At 55.8% G+C, this 18058-nt stretch carries 16 protein-coding genes; 9 read left to right on the top strand and 7 right to left on the bottom strand.

Annotated elements, in window-relative coordinates; all coding sequences use genetic code 11:
• Positions 1-121 precede the first annotated feature (121 nt).
• The 4 genes from thyA to rppH form a co-directional block, all read right to left on the bottom strand.
• Positions 122-916, bottom strand: a complete 795-nt coding sequence (gene thyA, locus ABU178_RS15555; protein ID WP_397216507.1) for a thymidylate synthase — start codon at positions 914-916, stop codon at positions 122-124.
• Positions 913-1794 carry a prolipoprotein diacylglyceryl transferase gene (lgt, locus tag ABU178_RS15550; RefSeq protein ID WP_397216505.1) on the bottom strand — a complete coding sequence of 294 codons (882 nt, stop codon included), beginning with the start codon at positions 1792-1794 and terminating at the stop codon, positions 913-915. Before lgt ends, thyA begins: the two co-directional genes overlap by 4 nt.
• 136 nt (positions 1795-1930) lie before the next feature.
• A complete protein-coding gene (gene ptsP, locus ABU178_RS15545) occupies positions 1931-4177 on the bottom strand; it encodes a phosphoenolpyruvate--protein phosphotransferase (RefSeq protein ID WP_397216503.1) in 2247 nt (748 codons plus the stop codon).
• A gap of 12 nt (positions 4178-4189) precedes the next feature.
• Positions 4190-4717, bottom strand: a complete 528-nt coding sequence (rppH, locus tag ABU178_RS15540; protein WP_397216501.1) for an RNA pyrophosphohydrolase — start codon at positions 4715-4717, stop codon at positions 4190-4192.
• Positions 4718-5409: 692 nt separating this feature from the next.
• On the opposite strand from rppH, the gene mutH reads away from it, so the two are divergent.
• From mutH to ABU178_RS15495, 9 genes are all read left to right on the top strand, one after another.
• Complete coding sequence (gene mutH / locus ABU178_RS15535) at positions 5410-6087, top strand: DNA mismatch repair endonuclease MutH (RefSeq protein WP_397216694.1); 678 nt, start codon at positions 5410-5412, stop codon at positions 6085-6087.
• Positions 6088-6147: 60 nt separating this feature from the next.
• Entirely contained in the window at positions 6148-6858 is a 711-nt protein-coding gene (locus tag ABU178_RS15530; RefSeq protein ID WP_397216499.1) for a TerC family protein, read from the top strand.
• A gap of 121 nt (positions 6859-6979) precedes the next feature.
• Positions 6980-7195 (top strand): YgdI/YgdR family lipoprotein, encoded by a 216-nt coding sequence (locus ABU178_RS15525; protein WP_397216497.1) that lies wholly within the window; start codon positions 6980-6982, stop codon positions 7193-7195.
• 142 nt (positions 7196-7337) lie between these two features.
• Positions 7338-8378, top strand: a complete 1041-nt coding sequence (locus ABU178_RS15520; RefSeq protein WP_397216495.1) for an NADP(H)-dependent aldo-keto reductase — start codon at positions 7338-7340, stop codon at positions 8376-8378.
• 378 nt (positions 8379-8756) lie between these two features.
• Positions 8757-10607 carry a PAAR domain-containing protein gene (locus ABU178_RS15515; protein WP_397216493.1) on the top strand — a complete coding sequence of 617 codons (1851 nt, stop codon included), beginning with the start codon at positions 8757-8759 and terminating at the stop codon, positions 10605-10607.
• The gene (locus ABU178_RS15510; RefSeq protein ID WP_397216491.1) at positions 10604-11275 is read left to right on the top strand and encodes a DUF2931 family protein; all 672 of its coding nucleotides are present in this window, start codon (positions 10604-10606) and stop codon (positions 11273-11275) included. Before ABU178_RS15515 ends, ABU178_RS15510 begins: the two co-directional genes overlap by 4 nt.
• 33 nt (positions 11276-11308) lie before the next feature.
• On the top strand, positions 11309-11497 hold the full coding sequence (locus ABU178_RS15505; RefSeq protein ID WP_397216489.1) for a hypothetical protein: 189 nt from the start codon (positions 11309-11311) through the stop codon (positions 11495-11497).
• Positions 11494-12165, top strand: coding sequence for a DUF2931 family protein (locus ABU178_RS15500; protein ID WP_397216487.1), 672 nt, complete (start codon positions 11494-11496; stop codon positions 12163-12165). The genes ABU178_RS15505 and ABU178_RS15500 overlap by 4 nt, the downstream gene beginning before the upstream one ends.
• Before the next feature lie 218 nt (positions 12166-12383).
• Positions 12384-13040 (top strand): DUF2931 family protein, encoded by a 657-nt coding sequence (locus ABU178_RS15495; RefSeq protein ID WP_397216485.1) that lies wholly within the window; start codon positions 12384-12386, stop codon positions 13038-13040.
• A 115-nt stretch (positions 13041-13155) separates the two neighbouring features.
• Here the strand turns inward: ABU178_RS15495 and lplT are convergent, their stop codons facing one another.
• The 3 genes from lplT to ABU178_RS15480 all read right to left on the bottom strand — a co-directional run bounded on the left by lplT (position 13156) and on the right by ABU178_RS15480 (position 18055).
• A complete protein-coding gene (lplT, locus tag ABU178_RS15490) occupies positions 13156-14349 on the bottom strand; it encodes a lysophospholipid transporter LplT (protein WP_397216484.1) in 1194 nt (397 codons plus the stop codon).
• A complete protein-coding gene (gene aas / locus ABU178_RS15485; RefSeq protein ID WP_397216482.1) occupies positions 14346-16496 on the bottom strand; it encodes a bifunctional acyl-ACP--phospholipid O-acyltransferase/long-chain-fatty-acid--ACP ligase in 2151 nt (716 codons plus the stop codon). Before aas ends, lplT begins: the two co-directional genes overlap by 4 nt.
• A gap of 143 nt (positions 16497-16639) precedes the next feature.
• A complete protein-coding gene (locus ABU178_RS15480) occupies positions 16640-18055 on the bottom strand; it encodes an efflux transporter outer membrane subunit (protein WP_397216480.1) in 1416 nt (471 codons plus the stop codon).
• Positions 18056-18058: the final 3 nt, after the last annotated feature.

Here is an 18058-nt window from a genome sequence, read left to right as displayed (position 1 = left end):
AGATTTTCTCTACTCCGCACTCTGTTCCAGCGCAGCGTGATGTCGCTTCCAAAAAATTTTGAGCAATAAAAAACCCCGGCCGTTTGCACGCGCCGGGGTCAGAAGCCTTTCAGGCTGTGGATCAGATAGCGACCGGCGCCTTGATAGCCGGATGAGGATCGTACCCTTCGATTTCAAAATCTTCGAAGCGATAGTCGAACAGCGAGTCAGGTTTGCGCTTGATTACCAGCTTCGGCAGCGGTCGCGGCTCGCGTGTTAGTTGCAGGCGCGTCTGCTCAAGATGATTGCTGTAAAGATGGGTATCGCCACCGGTCCAGACAAAGTCACCCACCTCGAGATCGCACTGCTGCGCCACCATATGCACCAGCAGCGCATAGCTGGCGATGTTAAACGGCAGTCCCAGGAACACATCGCATGAACGCTGGTAGAGCTGGCAGGAGAGTTTGCCGTCAGCCACGTAAAACTGGAAAAACGCATGGCAGGGTGCCAGCGCCATCTGATCCAGCTCGCCCACGTTCCAGGAGGAGACGATGATACGGCGCGAATCGGGATCCGCTTTCAGCTGTTCCAGCACGCGGCTAATCTGATCGATCTCCTGCCCGCTGGCCGTGCCCCAACTGCGCCATTGCTTACCGTAAACCGGGCCTAAATCCCCGTTCTCGTCAGCCCACTCATCCCAGATGCTTACCTTGTTTTCCTTCAGGTAATCAATATTGGTATCGCCTTTCAGGAACCAGAGCAGCTCATGAATGATAGAGCGCAGATGACATTTTTTAGTGGTCACCAGGGGAAAACCGTCCTGCAGGTTAAAACGCATCTGGTGGCCAAAAATCGACAGCGTGCCGGTGCCGGTACGGTCATTTTTTTGCGTGCCCTCAGTCAGCACTTTCTGCATCAGGTCCAGATACTGTTTCATTTTTCCTCACGAAATTGTTGCTGCGGGCGACGACGATACGCCCAGATCATCATAACTACGCCCGCCAGAATCATCGGCACCGACAAAATCTGTCCCATGCTGATTACGCCATCAAACAGGCCAAGCTGCGCATCCGGCTGGCGGAAAAATTCGATGATGATGCGAAACGCGCCGTAGCCGATCAGGAACAGGCCGGAGACGCTGCCCATCGGGCGCGGCTTGCGGATAAAAAGATTAAGAATGATAAACAGCACCACCCCTTCCAGCAGCAGTTCATAGAGCTGCGACGGATGACGCGGCAGCACACCATAGGTATTCAGCAGGCCCTGCCACTGCGGGTGCGTCGCCGCCAGCGCTACATCCTCGCTGCGCGAGCCGGGGAACAGCATTGCCCAAGGCAGGTCCGGCGCCACGCGCCCCCAAAGTTCGCCGTTAATGAAGTTGCCCAGACGTCCTGCGCCCAGCCCGAACGGGATCAACGGCGCGATAAAATCAGAGACCTGAAAAAAGGTGCGTTTGGTACGACGGGCAAACAGCAGCATCACGATAATCACGCCCATCAGGCCGCCGTGGAATGACATGCCGCCATCCCAGACTTTGAACAGATAGAGAGGATTATCCAGGAACAGCGGCAGATTGTAGAACAGCACGTAGCCGATACGGCCGCCGAGAAAAACGCCGAGGAATCCCGCATAAAGCAGGTTTTCCACCTCTTCCTTTTTCCAGCCGCTGCCGGGCTTATTGGCGCGGCGTACCGCCAGCCACATGGCGAACACAAAGCCCACCAGATACATCAGTCCGTACCAGTGGAGCGAAACCGGTCCGATGGAAAAAATTACCGGATCAAATTCCGGAAAAGCGATATAGCCGTTAGTCATCTTTCACCATTCATTTTTCTGCCCTGAAAAAGTGGGCGGCGGCAACGCACGCTCAGCAACCCTGAGCAATTATGGCTGCGCATCATAGCACAGCCGTTTTTCAGGCGGGACGCGGAAATGTAAACGACGTTATCCGCTAACGGCCACCACGAATCAGGCCGCCCAGCCCGCGACGCTCCATAAAAGCGGAGACCAGATGACGCACCTCGGAAGCGGTTCGCGCCTGTAATCCCTGTTCGCTTAAATGTTGCGTCTCCTCGTGATCGAGGTGGCGCAGCAGATATTTTACGCGCGGGACATTTTTGCCGTTCATGCTGAGATGGCGGTAACCCAGGCCAACCAGCAGCGCCACGCACATCGGATCGCCGGCCATTTCACCACAAAGGCAGAGCTCCAGATTGGCCTGGCGGGCTTCCTGAGCGATGGCGCGCAGCGCGCGCAGCATGGCGGGATGCAGCGGGTCGTAGAGATTGGCGACGCGCGTGTTGTTGCGATCCACCGCCAGCAGATACTGCGTCAGGTCGTTGGTGCCCACCGAGACGAAATCGATGCGCGACGCCAGGTGTGGGATCATAAACAGCATTGAGGGCACTTCGATCATGATGCCGATACGCGGTTTCGGGATGGGATAACCCAGCATCTCTTCTACTTCGCGTCCGGCGCGATCGATTAACTGGCGCGCATCATCAATTTCATCAATGCTGCTGATCATCGGCAGCAGGATGCTGAGATTGCCCGATGCAGCGTTGGCGCGCAGCATGGCGCGCACCTGCACCAGAAAAATCTCCGGCTGATCAAGCGTCAGGCGGATGCCGCGCCAGCCCAGGCAGGGATTTTCCTCGCTGATCGGCATATAGGGCAGCTGTTTATCCGCGCCGACATCCAGCGTGCGCAGGGTGACGGGCTTGTTATGAAACAGCTGCAGCATTCCCTGATACTGCGCCACCTGCTCCTCTTCCGAGGGAAAGACGTTTTGCAGCATAAAGGGAATTTCGGTGCGGTAGAGGCCCACGCCATCCACCCAGCTATCGAGCGCCTGCTCATGTTCGGCGCTGAGACCGGCGTTAAGCATCACCTGGATGCGCTCGCCGCTTTTCAGCTCGCCGGGCTGCTCCACGCCCCCTTCCGCCATTTTGCTCAGCGCGTGCTCTTCGCTGATCAACCGCTGATATTCCTGAATCAGCACCGGTTCCGGGTCGATAAGCAGTTCGCCGCGATAACCATCCACAATCAGCAGCCGCTTGTTAAGCTGCTCGGGCAGGATATCCGCCCCCATGACGGTGGGTATGCCCATCGCCCGCGTCAGGATCGCCGCATGGGAGTTGGCGGCGCCGTCGCGCACCACCACGCCCGCCAGCCGCTCATGCGGCAGCTCGGCCAGGGTGGTGGCGGTGAGTTCGTCAGCGACCAGCACAAAACGTTCCGGCCAGGCATTGGGGCCTGACAGCGAGTCGTCAAGGTGAAACAGCAGACGCTGGCCGAGCACGCGCAGATCGCCGGCACGTTCACGCAGATAGCTGTCCTGCAGGCTGGCAAACTGGGCGGCAAATTTTTCAATCACCGTTTTAACCGCCCATTCGGCGACCGCCCCGTTGTCAATCTCGGCGAAGAGATCGTTTTTCAGGCGCGCATCGGAAAGCAGGTGGGAGTAAAGGTCGAAAATGGCGGCGCTCTCTTTCTGCACGCTGGCAGAAAAGCGCTTGCTGAAGCGGCGGAATTCGTTGGCCGCCTCGCTCATTGCCAGCGTCAGGCGCTCACGCTCCCGCTGCGCATCCAGGGTGGAGGCGGCGGAAACCTGTTCCAGCACCGGCTGCGTGGTATCGACCCAGCCGGGCGCCACCGCCACGCCAGGCGAGGCGGCAATGGCGCGAACGCGCGTCTGACGAAACTGACCAAACAGCTGTCCCATTTGCGACTGCGACAGCAGCGTCGCCATTTGGGTTGCCAGCGTGACGAGGAACGACTCTTCGCTCTCATCAAACTGACGATGTTCGCGCTGCTGAACCACCAGCACGCCCAGCAGCTGACGACGACTGATGATCGGCACGCCAAGAAAGGAGCGGTAGCGCTCCTCTTTCACGGCGGGAACAAATTTGAAGCTGGGATGGCTTTGCGCGTCGGCAAGGTTGATAGGTTCTGCGAGGCGTCCCACCAGCCCGACGATCCCTTCGTCAAAGGCCAGCGTAACAGTGCGTCCGCGCGGTTTTTTCAGGCCGCGCGTCGCCATCAGGTAGTAGCAGCGACGGTCGTGGTCGGCAAGATAAACCGAGCACACTTCCGTATCCATCGCCAGGCAGATTTCATTTACCAGGATGTCGAGTGCTTCAGTCAGACGCGGCGCACTCGCCACTTTTTCTACTATTTCGCGCAACTGAGTGAGCATAAGAAGCGTGGCCTATCCTCTTTTACGTCGATTGGCAGGCGTATTCCGCTGCACCGCACTCTCCTGCACAGACATCACCACGCCAGCGAATTCCTTCATTACGCGCCGGTAAACGTCGCGCTTAAAGGAGACAACCTGACGCACCGGATACCAGAAGCTGACCCAGCGCCAGCCATCAAACTCCGGCGTGCTGCTGTGTTGCACATTAATATCCGCGTCACTGCACATCAACTGCAGAAGAAACCACTTTTGTTTCTGGCCGATACATACCGGCTTTGTGTCCCAACGCACCAAACGTTTTGGCAACTTGTAACGTAACCAGTTACGGGTAGAAGCAAGAATACGAACATCTTTACGGTGCAACCCAACTTCTTCGAACAGTTCGCGATACATCGCCTGTTCGGGGGTTTCACCGGGATTGATGCCTCCCTGAGGAAACTGCCAGGAGTGCTGTCCGAAGCGCCTGGCCCATAAAACTTGTCCCTGCCTGTTACAGATTACGATACCAACATTCGGGCGGTAGCCATCATCATCGATCACCGGACTACCTCAAAGCTAAATTTGAATAGCCTGATTGTTTCACACTCCTCACAGGCGGTAAACCACTGGTTAGAGCGGTTTAGCTGGAATAAAACCTGGATAACTCACAGTGTTAAGCAAAGTTATAAACAGAAACGGTGGAATAAGATCAATTTTATTCACTTTTTCTGTGGATAGCTTTGTGAAGAACGCGGGAATGGCCTGAATAAACAATCAAGACAAATCCGATAAAAGCAAAAGGGCATATAAAAATAAAACATTAAAAACAAAAAGATAAACAAAAAAAATTGCCTAGAAAGTTCTGATAAGTTTCCCATATTGCGGTCGCGATCGGACTATTGGCTAAAGATCGAACGCCGTTGTTTTTATCCACAGAATATGCGCTAAGGTTACGCACGGAAGCAAAAATTTAGCACAAAAAATACGAAGTCAAGCCTGTAAATCGAACCAGTAGTGACTTTACCTGTTGGTTATCCCATCTTTCTGTGGATAACTACCACTGAGATCCTGTTCATTGTCGATAACAAACCGGGATAACCCGCCGCTGGTTGCGGAGACCCAATCCGATTCAGCGTAAAAAACCACGATTTATCATGTTATTATTCTGCTTACGCACAGCATCTGATTACAGAGCCTGTGTCACCATCCTCACCGCTCACTTTTTAACCGATACAGGATGCTTTATGCGTGAGATTCCCCTTCTGCCTGCGCCGCCGGAAAATGAAGCGGCCCTGTTGCAACGAGCCCAGACGCTGGCTGGCCTCACGCTGGAGGCGCTGGCAGCGAAGATCGGCCTGCCGATGCCTGCAAACCTGAAACGGGACAAGGGCTGGGTCGGGATGCTGCTGGAACTGCACCTGGGCGCGAGCGCTGGCAGTAAAGCAGAGCAGGATTTCGCTCATCTCGGCATTGAGCTGAAGACGATCCCGGTTGACAGCGCCGGTCGCCCGCTGGAAACCACCTTTGTCTGCGTCGCCCCGCTGACCGGCAATAGCGGCGTCACCTGGCAGACCAGCCACGTACGCCATAAGCTGGCGCGCGTGCTGTGGATCCCGGTTGAGGGCGATCGCGCCATTCCGCTCAGCGCCCGCCGCGTGGGCGCGCCGCTGCTGTGGAGTCCGGATGCGGAGGAAGATCAGATGCTGCGCCAGGACTGGGAAGAACTCATGGATATGATTGTTTTAGGCCAGGTCGAGCGAATCAGCGCCCGTCACGGCGCTTATCTACAAATTCGTCCCAAAGCAGCGAACAGCAAAGCGCTGACGGAAGGGATCGGCGCCGACGGTCGGCCAATCATGACGCTGCCGCGCGGTTTTTATCTGAAAAAAAGCTTTACCGCGCCGCTGCTGGCGCGACATTTTTTACTGTAAGTCAGGCTGGCGGGATGCGTATAATCTTCGTTTACTTTCTGTTTAGGATTGAACTTACGCATGTTTGACTGGATTGCTGATCCCAATGCCTGGTTAGCGCTGGGAACGTTAACCATTCTGGAAATCGTTCTGGGTATCGATAATATTATTTTCCTTTCGCTGGTAGTGGCAAAACTACCAAAAAATCAACAAAACAGCGCGCGTCGCCTGGGTCTGATGGCCGCAATGATTATGCGTCTGGTCCTGCTGGCCTGTATCGCCTGGGTAGTAAGGCTCACCCATCCGCTCTTCTCGCTGTTGGATCATCCTTTCTCCGCGCGTGATTTGATCCTGCTGGGCGGCGGGCTGTTCCTGCTCTGGAAGTCGAGCATGGAGATACATGAATCTATCGAAGGCGGTGAAGAAGAACATAAAACCAACGTTCACTCGTTTTTCGGCGCTATCGTGCAAATCATGCTGCTGGATATTATTTTCAGCCTGGATTCGGTGATTACCGCGGTCGGCCTTTCCGATCATCTGTTTATTATGATGGCGGCGGTGGTGATTGCGGTGCTGGTGATGATGTTTGCCGCACGCGCGATTGGCGAGTTTGTCGATCGCCATCCGTCGGTGAAAATGCTGGCGCTGGCGTTCCTGATTCTGGTGGGTTTCACTCTGATTCTGGAAAGTTTCAACGTGCACGTTCCAAAAGGCTACATCTACTTCGCTATGTTCTTCTCGATGGCGGTTGAAAGCCTGAACCTGATGCGCAGCAAGAAAAGCAAAGCCTGATAAAGTCAAGGGCGAGGAATGCTCGCCCTGGATTTTCGGAATCCTGCGATTAATCTCAACGGTAAAAAGATCTATTACTACACTTTGTGGCTGTGACGAGTGTAATCGGGGAGAAAGCAGGATGAGAGGGTTGGCTGGCGTAACATTACTGGCGGTAGGTTTGTTGTTGAGCGGATGCAGCAGTGATTATGTGATGGCGACAAAGGATGGTCGTATGATCATGACGGAAGGCAAGCCCACCATCGATCAGGAGACCGGTCTGGTACAATATACTGACCGCTCCGGCCATGAAATGCAGATCAATGGCGATGAAGTCTCGACCATGATTGAGCGTTAAGTGCCAAATGTCGTCGCCTGCTCTGTTTTTCCTTTCAGGCAGGCGATTTCCCGAACTTTCCCCCCTTCCTTCTCCGGCATTCCGCGCGCTATAGTCCCAAGGGACACAACATTCCATTCCATAAAGACAAAGGAAGCCGGCAATGCACTATCACCGTATCCCCCACAGCACGCTGGAAGTAAGTCAGCTGGGACTGGGAACCATGACGTTTGGTGAGCAAAACAGCGAAGCCGACGCGCATGCACAACTGGATCTGGCTGTCAGTTGCGGTATCAACCTGATCGATACCGCGGAAATGTATCCGGTGCCGCCGCGCCCGGAAACCCAGGGTTTGACCGAAAAATATATCGGCAGCTGGCTGAAGAAGCGCGGCAGCCGTGACAAAATCGTGCTGGCGAGCAAAGTCGCCGGTCCGTCGCGCGGCAGCGATGCCTCAATTCGTCCAAACCAGGCGCTGGACCGTAAGAATATTCGTGAGGCGCTGGAAGCCAGCCTGAAGCGTCTCAACACCGATTATCTCGATCTTTATCAGCTGCACTGGCCGCAGCGACAGACCAACTATTTTGGCAAGCTGGGCTATCAATACAGCGAAACCACGGCGCCAGTTACCTTGCTGGAAACGCTGGAAGCGCTGACCGAGCAGGTGCGCGCCGGGAAGATCCGCTATATCGGCGTCTCAAACGAAACTGCCTGGGGCGTAATGCGTTATCTGCAGATGGCGGAAAAGCATGAGCTGCCGCGCATCGTGACCATTCAGAATCCCTATAGCCTGCTGAACCGCAGCTTTGAAGTGGGTCTGGCAGAGATCAGTCAGCACGAAGGCGTGGAGCTGCTGGCCTATTCCAGCCTGGCGTTCGGCACCCTGAGCGGCAAATATTTGCACGGCGCGAAGCCTGCAGGCGCGCGCAATACTCTGTTCAGCCGCTTTACCCGCTACAGCGGCGAGCAGTCGGAAAAAGCGATCGCCGAGTATGTGGCGTTGGCGCAAAAACATGGCATGGATCCGTCCCAGATGGCGCTGGCCTATGTGCGTCAGCAGCCGTTCGTTGCCAGCACCCTGCTGGGCGCGACCACGCTGGAACAGCTGAAGGTGAATATTGAGAGTTTTAACCTGACGTTAAACGCCGATATTCTGGAAGAGCTGGAAGCGATTCATCGCCGCTATACCTATCCAGCGCCGTAAGTTTATTTGTTGTAATAAACCGTGCCGTTTTCCAGACAGGAAGCGGCACGCAATAAAAAACCAGCCTTTTCCACCTGCGAAAATCACCTTGCGGTTAATTCCTCTCCTGCCATAAAATAAATCCTCTTTTTCCCCAAAAACTAATCAGGCTAATGAAACACTGAATTAAACAAATACCAACCTGATTTTTACACGTTAATTAATCGCTCTACTAAAAGGAATTAGTATGAAAAACAGGGACGCCGCACGCCAATTCCCTCTCGGATATATCCTGCTTAACACTTTATTTTTACGAAAAAAATTAAACGCAACAGATAATAACCTTACCGCAAATTTTATTTTTAATTTTTAGTCGTATAGTTGTTAAGGAAAATAACGATGAAAAAAGGATACTGGATCGTCAGGGGCGACAGAACCTCCTGCGGCGGCATTGTACTGGAAGGACATCCGGGAAAAACCATGGCCCGAAGCCCTGTTGCGATAACGGGCAGCGCAGCGTCATGCGGGAAATATCCGGGCAACTACTTCATTGTTGGCGGCTTTTGCGGAGAGAAAATAGCAGGACGCTGCGTCGCCAGCACGCTTTACAGCTATGTAAATTGCCCGTGCAATGCTCAGCTGATTCCTTCTCAAACCTGGGCGTGGCATCGGCTTTGTCCGAAAAGAAACGAAACAACCCCATTCTTTAAAAAACCCTTAATAGCAGAACCGGTGCAGCATGCGCAGTCCGTGAGAAAGAATGCGCGGGAAATCACGCTGACCCTGGGAATTTTCTTTGACGGAACCGGTAATAACGCGGTGAATACAGAAAATATGCTGAAAGCCTATACGGCGCAGCATTATGACCTGAGCGATCCCGAGGCAGAAGGTATTCTGGCGCAATGCGCGCGTGAAAATATGGGCGTTTCAGGTACCGGGGCAACCAGTTATATTGGGTATTATACGAATGTGCACTGGATGAAAACATTGTATAAAGCTGACATCCCTCCGAAAACCGGCTTTTTCCAGAAAGCAATTTACGTGGAGGGTATCGGTACGGAGGCCGGAAAACCGGACAACCTGATTGGGCAGGGATTGGGAATCGCAGATACTGGTGTCATTGCGAAAACCGATAACGCTATCACCCAATTGTCGCAGAGTATACGTAACGCGATCACAGATATAAAATTCAAGCTGGCTGATGCATCTTTGACGATTAAGTCCCTCCAGTTTGATATTTTCGGCTTCAGTCGCGGCGCGGCGGCTTCCCGCCATTTTGCTAACCGTATTCATTCCGAAGATGCTGCCATCATCAACGCCATCCGTCAGGGAATGGAAGGCACTGAGTATAACGGCGCGCCGGCCGGGAAAATCCGCTTTATCGGTATATTTGACAGCGTGGCCGCCATCGGGACACCGATGAACGGCCTGAACCCGCACAGCGCTGATACTGGCGAGGTGAAACTTGCGCTGCGTCCCGGCGTGGCGGAAAAGGTGTTTCATATCACGGCGCAGCATGAGTGCCGCTTTAACTTCGCCCTGAACAGCGTGCGCCCGGCCTGGCCGGAGCTGGCGTTGCCCGGCGTGCATTCCGATATCGGCGGCGGCTATCTGCCGGCGGTGAGAGAGAACCTGTTTCTGAGTCGCCCGGAAACCAATACGGTATTGCTCAGCCATCCCGGTGAAAAAACCTTCGCTTATCAAAACGCCATCAAACAGCGTGAACTTCTGGCTGCCTCTCCCGCCATTGCGCCGCTGCTGCGCAGTCATGAAATCGCGACGGAAACCTGGTATGACGATCGGCTGCCTCAGGACAGGTATGGCAGATTTCAGAAGCGCAGCTATGCAGCGCTGACGCTGCGCAACAGGATAGTGAAAAATGACTGGTCGAAAGTGGCGCTGCGGACGATGCTGGACGCCGCACAGGAAGCGGGCGTGATGTTTGATCCCCTTCGCGAGACTAACAAAGAATTACACCTTCCTGATGAACTTGCTCCTCTTTGTGAAAAAGCGATCGCAATGGGAAAAGCGGTGCGTTCGGGTCGTTCCCTGCACATATTTACTCAGGATGAGATGAATAAGATAGCGAAGGAATATATTCACTGTTCGGCAAACTGGAATGCAGTCTTAATGGACGCGGCGGGCGTAAATCGCGGCGGGGCTTCGCTCGCAGAGGTCACCGGCTTCGTCAATCGCCCCGATGAGTACTGGAAGCGCACCACATACAACATGGACGGAAAAAAAGTATGAAACCAACAGCACTATTTTCTCTTCTCTTTGCCCTGGCGCTGACCGGATGCCGGGCTGGCGAACCCTCAACGCCGGAGGAAACCGGCGCAATGCCTTACGGGAAATGGGGTTTCGCCTTTTTCACGCCTAAAGCCCTGCCTGCTACAGTGAATTATGTCGCCATTATTGATGCTAAAAAGGTAGTGTACACATACCGTACGCTGGATGGCGTTCAGGGAAATCCCGACAGCATTAACAAGTGGGATAATCGGGTAAGAAGACACGCCTATTTCAATAAAGCCCGACATCCGCCGGTGGTAATGCTGTTCTGCTGGGATTCCATTATCGACAAAAAAACCTACGAAACGCGTATCACCTTTCCGGAAAGTATCCGCAAACAGATGCTGACGCCGACCGGTAAAGACAGTTACGGAAATACAGCATGGTATAACACGCTTCTGTTCGGGCTGGCACCGGAAGGCAAGGTCAGGATCTGGCTACAGAACAGCGCGGGCAGAGATCATTTGCCGGTGGAGCCGAAAAAAATCACCAGCCTGTCCGGGGATAAGCTGGATGTCTGTAAAGAGGTTCCTAACAAAATCGATTTTTCCTACAGCATTCCAGATGGATATGATCCGGATATAAAAAACTTCATCAAAGACAAAACCTACCCCTACGGCAGCTGGTAGAGCATGAGCTGATTTTCCCGGTAGCCGCTCCTTATGGCGTTGAGCGGCACCGGAACAGCAAAGGAATATATTCACTGTTCGGCAAACTGGAATGCAATCTTAATGGACGCGGCGGGCGTGAATCGTCGCGGGGCTTGGCTCGCAGACGTCACCGGCTTCGTCAATCGCCCCGATGAGTACTGGAAGCGCACCACATACAACATGGACGGAAAAAAAGTATGAAACCAACAGCATTACTCTCTCTTCTCTTTGCCCTGGCGCTGACCGGATGCCGGGCTGGCGAACCCTCAACGCCGGAGGAAACCGGCGCAATGCCTTACGGAAAATGGGGCTTCGCCTTTTTTACTCCCAAAGCCCTGCCTGCGACGGTGAATTATGTCGCCATGATTGATGCTAAACAGGTAGTGTACACATACCGTACGCTGGACGGCGTTCATGAAAATCCTTACAGCGTAGGAAAATGGGATGACAAGCTGATGAGATTCCCTTATTTCAACAAAGCCCGCCATCCGCCAATGGTGATGCTGTTCTGCTGGGATTCCATTATCGATAAAAAAACCTATGAAACGCGCATCACCTTTCCGGACAGCATTCGCAAACAGATGCTGACACCGACCGGAAAAGACCATCTCGGGAAAACAGCCTGGTATAACACCCTTCTGTTCGGACTGGCGCCGGAAGGCAAGGTCAGGATCTGGCTACAGAACAGCGGTGGAGGCGAAAATTTGCCGGTGGAGCCGAAAAAAATCACCAGCCTGTCCGGGGATAAACTGGATGTCTGTAAAGAGGTTCCCAACAAAATCGATTTTTCCTACAGCATTCCAGATGGATATGATCCGGATATAAAAAACTTCATCAAAGACAAAACCTACCCCTACGGCAGTTGGTAGAGCATGAGCTGATTTTCCCGGTAGCTGCTCCTTATGACGTTGAGCGGCACTGGGATAGTTAAGGAGCACATCCACTGTTCGGCAAACTGGAATGCAGTCTTAATGGACGCGGCGGGCGTAAATCGCGGCGGGGCTTCGCTCTCAGAGGTCACCGGCTTCGTCAATCGCCCCGATGAGTACTGGAAGCGCACCACATACAACATGGACGGAAAAAAAGTATGAAACCAACAGCATTACTCTCTCTTCTCTTTGCCCTGGCGCTGACCGGATGCCGGGCTGGCGAACCCTCAACGCCGGAGGAAACCGGCGCAATGCCTTACGGGAAATGGGGTTTTGCCTTTTTCACGCCTAAAGCCCTGCCTGCTACAGTGAATTATGTCGCCATGATTGATGCTAAACAGGTAGTGTACACATACCGTACGCTGGATGGCGTTCAGGGAAATCCCGACAGCATTAACAAGTGGGATAATCGGGTAAGAAGACACGCCTATTTCAATAAAGCCCGACATCCGCCGGTGGTAATGCTGTTCTGCTGGGATTCCATTATCGACAAAAAAACCTACGAAACGCGTATCACCTTTCCGGAAAGTATCCGCAAACAGATGCTGACGCCGACCGGTAAAGACAGTTACGGAAATACAGCATGGTATAACACGCTTCTGTTCGGACTGGCACCGGAAGGCAAGGTCAGGATCTGGCTACAGAACAGCGCGGGCAGAGATCATTTGCCGGTGGAGCCGAAAAAAATCACCAGCCTGTCCGGGGATAAGCTGGATCTCTGCAAGGGAGTGACTAATCACACTCGTGGATATGGATATACAAAAACCACTAAAGACTTCATCAAAGACAAAATCTACCCCTATGGAAGCTGGTAGAGGCAGCGCCTGACCGCATATCCACTCGCTCAGAGAAAACGGCCTGCATCCTGTCGTCCGGATGAAGGCCGCTTCTTTTACCGGGCAACGAAAATTCACGCCAGGCCCACTCTCCTCAGCCTGGCCGCCTTTTCCACCATAAAACCGCGATCGCCGCCGCAAACAGCACGCCAAAGCCAACGCCGGTCGCCACGGCAGGCGCACCCGCCCTGATTGCCAGAGTATAAAGCCCGAGCATAATCAGCATCGCGCCATTTTCACCCAGGTTCTGCACCGCAATGGCGTTGCCGGCACCCACGCTCTGCTTGCCGCGCGCCTGTAACAGCGCATTCAGCGGCACCACAAAAAAGCCGCCCAGCGCGCCGATAACAATCAGCACCAGGTAAGCATTCATCAGGCTGTGCTGCAATGAGAACACCACCACCATCACGCCAATCAGCACGCCCGCAGGCATACAACGTTTTACCGTCTCCAGCGTCACCAGCTTCGCCGCTGCGCCCGCGCCCAGCACGATACCTATCGCCACCATCGCATTCAGCATGGTGGGCGTTTTGTTATCGCTGATGCCCAGCGCGACCGGCACCCACAGCACCAGCAAAAAACGCAGCGTTACCCCGGCTCCCCAGAACAGGCTGGTGCCCAGCAGCGAGAAGCGGGTTTCACCGTTGCGCCACAGCAGCGCGCAGGCATGAAGGAAACTGCGCAGCATCGCGGCGAAATGCCAGCTCTGCCCCGGTCGCGCCGCATGTAGTTTAGGGATAAACAGGTTGGCCGCAACCGCGAGGGCATAGGTCAGCGCGCAGGCGACGAGCGCCGCCAGCAGATGCCAGTCTGCGAGAAAACCGCCCGCCACCGAGCCGAGCAGAATCGCGGCGATGGTGGAACCTTCCATCAGGCCGTTGGCCTTCACCAGCTTTTCACCGCGAGTAATCTCGCCGAGGATGCCATATTTGGCGGGTGAATAAGCCGCTGCGCCAACACCGACCAGCGTATAGCCGAGAAACGGATTCAGCCCCACGCAGATCGCCAGCGCCCCCAGCAGCTTCAGCGCATTCGCCACCATCATCACGCGTCCTTTGGCAAAGCTATCCGCCATCTGGCCGACAAAAGGAGCGAGCAGAATATAGGTAGCGACAAACAGCATCTGCATCACCGGCTGGCTCCAGTCGGGGTAAAGCTGATTTTTCAATACCGCCAGGGTGGCGAACAGCAGCGCATTGTCGCCGAAGGCCGAGAAAAACTGCGCCACAATCACCGCCAGCATGCCGCGGGAAACCAGGGAAAGCTCAGGGTTCGGGACGGCGCTCATGCGCGCTCCTCTTCAGCCATTTTTTTCAGGGTGACAAAATCGGGTTTGCCGCTGCCCAGCAGCGGTAGCTGCTTCAGCACGCGGATATCGCGCGGCAGCGCCAGCTCCGGCACGCCCCGCTCACGCGCCGCCTGTTGCAGCCGTTCGCGGTTCAGATCGCTGTCGGTAGTAAACAGCACCAGCGCTTCGCCGCGACTGCCATCCGGTCTCACCGAAGCGGCGTGCTGCTTGTCGGGCGATGCGGCAAGAGCAATCTGCTCAACGTTCTCCAGCGAGATCATCTCCCCGGCGATCTTCGCGAAGCGCTTCACGCGCCCCTGAATCTGCACAAAACCGCCCTCATCAAAGCTGACGATATCCCCGGTGTCATACCAACCCGGCTCCATCGCCCCCTCGCCGTTGTCGGCTGCGGGCGGCTCCAGCACGCCGGGATTTTCCACCCGCAGGTAGCCATTCATGATATTGGGGCCGCGCAATTGCAGGCGGCCGCCCTGTTCAATACCTGGCACGACCATCAGGCGCGAATCCATCCCCGGCAGGATGCGCCCCACGGTATGCGCCTTCGCCGCCATCGGCACGTTAATCGCCACCACCGGCGCGCATTCGGTCACGCCATAACCTTCCAGAATGCGGATGCCATACTTATCCATATAGAGCTGCCGCGTGTTCTCCTGCAACTTTTCCGCCCCGGCCACCACGTAACGCAGGCGGGCAAAATCGTAAGGATTGGCGAAGCGCGCATAGTGGTCAAGGAAGGTTGAGGTGCCAAACAGCACCGTACAGTTACGGTCGTAAACCAGCTCCGGCACGATGCGGTAATGTAGCGGGCTGGGATAGAGAAACACCTGAGCGCCGGTCATCAGCGGGGTAAACAGCCCGACCGTCAGGCCGAAGGCGTGAAACAGCGGCAGCGCCGCCATAAAGCGATCGCGCGGCGTAAAGTCCGCCACGGTGCGAATCTGCTCCACGTTTGCCAGCAGGCTTTTATGGGAGTGGACGACCCCTTTCGGATTGCCCTCCGAGCCGGAGGTAAACAGCACCATCGCCGCTTCCTCCGGCTGTAGCGCCACCTGCGCGCGTCGCGGCATCAGCAGATGCGCGAAGATCCAGAGCTTATCCTGCAATGTCACGGTATCGCGCAGATCCTCCAGGTAGATCCACTGCACCTCCGTTAAGGCTTCCGGCAGATGCCAGAGCTTGCCTTTATCCAGAAACTGGCGCGAGGTAAATACTGTTTTTACCTGTGAAGCGGTCAGCGCGGCGCGCACGCCGTTGACCCCGGCGGTATAGTTGAGCATCGCCGGCACGCGGCCACGCAGCGAAGCGCCCAGGATCGCCGCCGCCGAGACGGTGGCGTTCGGCAGCAGCAGGCCGATAACTTCGCCCTGCCCGCTGTAGCGCTCCAGAATCCGCCCTACGCCCAGCGCTTTTTTCAACAGGCCGCTGTAGCTGTCGGGCTTGAAATTACTATCTTCGATGCAGGGTTTGAACCAGCCGTAGCGGGCGCGCGCATTGAGAAACGCCTCAAACAGGGTTTCACGTGGACGCACCGCCATGCGCGCCTCCATCATCACATGATGCAGGTGTTCACCAGCCAGAATGCGGCGATCCCGCGCCCGTTTGGCCTCCGGCATCGGAATGCGCGTTGCAGGCAGCACGCTCAGCGTAATGCGTGGAAACAGACGACGCTTGAAAATGCCCGTCAGACGGCCAAACGGCGTATATTCCGCCCCTTCAATGCGCAGCGGCACCACGTTGGCCTGAGATTTCGCCGCCAGGAAACCCGCGCCGCTGTAGATTTTCATCAGCGAGCCGGTCACGGTAATACGACCCTCCGGGAAAATCACTACCGGACGACCGGCATTAATGGTGCGCACCAGGTATTTGATCGACATTGGTTTATTGGGATCGAGCGGCACAAAGTCGATATAAGGCGCAAGCAGGCGCATAAACCACTGGTCGCTAATGCTGGAGTAGACGGCAAACACCGGTTTGATCGGCAGGAACAGCGCCAGCAAAACGCCGTCCAGAAACGACATATGGTTGGGAGTAATCAGCACTTTCTCTTTGTGCAGTCCCGAGAGGTCGCCGCGAAGTTCCACGCGCCACAACAGGCGGCACAACAGACGCAAGAATTTGAATAACATGCCAGCTCCTTAGCATGGTGAAAAAGGGCTATAACGATGCAGGATCCCGAGGCTTTCGACAAGAGCGGGAGCGGAAATGTGTGGCGTGGCGTTCAGCAAGCAGCGTGCGCAGGCCACCAAAAGCGACCTGCGCCAGAGAAAGGTTATTGCGGCAGCGTCTCTTGCTGCCAGCCGCCGCCGAGCGCGGCGATCAGCGCGACGCTGCTTACCCACTGCGTGCTCTGCAACGACAACAGACTTTGCTGCGCGCTGAGGCTGCTGTTTTCCGTGGTGGCGACATCCAGATAATCGATCATTCCCGCTTCATACTGATTACGCGTCACCCGCGCCGACTCTCCTGCGGCATCGGCGGCGCGCTGCTGCGAGGCGATCTCCCCCTGCAATGTATTGAGCTCCACCAGGTTATCTTCCACTTCCTGCATTGCTTCCAGCACCGTCTCGCGATAGCTGGCGGCGCTGGCGTCATAAGCGGCGCGCGCCTGTTCCACCTGCGCCGAGGTCGCGCCAAAGTCGAGCAGCGTGCCGCTCAAATCCGGCCCAAGCGACCAGACGCGATTCGGCAAGGCGAAAAGGTTATGCAACGCCGAGGCGCTGGTGCCGCCGCTGGCGCTCAGGGTCAGATCGGGGAAGTAACCGGCGATCGCCACGCCAATCGCCGCGTTAGCCGCCGCCACGTTGCGTTCGGCGTAAGCGATATCGGGACGGCGCTGTAGCAGCTGCGACGGCAGCGCGCCCGGCACCACGGGTAGCGTGGCGTTCAGCGTTGCGGGCGACAGCGCAAACTCCGCCGGCGCTTTGCCCACCAGCAGCGCAATGGCGTGCTCCATTTGGGCGCGCTGCCACTGATAATCCTGCGCGGAGGCGCGGGCGCTCTCCAGTTGCATCTGCGCCTGCGCCAGGGTGGCGCGCGACTCGCTGCCCGCCTGGTATTTATTCTCAATCACCGTGAGATAGCGCTGATAGGCCGCTACGCTCTGCTGATAAAGCGCAATCTGCTCATCCATAATGCGCAGCTGAAAATAGTCCTGCGCCAGCTCCTTTTGCGCGCTCAGGGTGATATTCGCCAGCTCGGCAGCGCTGGCCTGGGCGCTGGCGCGATTCTCCTCCAGCGTGCGGCGCAGTTTTCCCCAGAGATCCAGCTCCCAACTGGCGCTCAGCTCTGCGCTGTGGCTGCTGCTGTCGGTGCGCTGGCTCAGGGTGCTGCTGCTGGCGCGGCTGCCGCTGCGTGTGATGCTGGCGTCATAGCCCAGCGACGGAAACAGATTCGCCCGCGACTGCGAAGCGAGCGCCTGCGCCTGCCGATACTGCGCCGCATAGTTGGCGACGTTCTGGTTGGAGATGCTTACCTGGCGCAGCAGTCCATCCAGCGTGGCGTCATGGTAAACCGCCCACCACTCGCCTTTGCTTTTTTCATCCTGCGGCGTGGCCTGCTGCCACCCTTTCGCCTCTTTGAAGTGCGCGGGCAGCGTCATGGCAGGACGCTGATAGTCGGGTCCGACAGTGCAGCCGCTCAGCAGCAGCCCTATCACTATTGGGGTAAAACCAAACAACTTTTTCATCAA

The sequence above is a fragment of the Pantoea osteomyelitidis genome (genome assembly GCF_044342975.1).
Lineage (GTDB): Bacteria > Pseudomonadota > Gammaproteobacteria > Enterobacterales > Enterobacteriaceae > Pantoea > Pantoea osteomyelitidis.
This window is presented reverse-complemented; position numbering and strand designations above follow the sequence as displayed.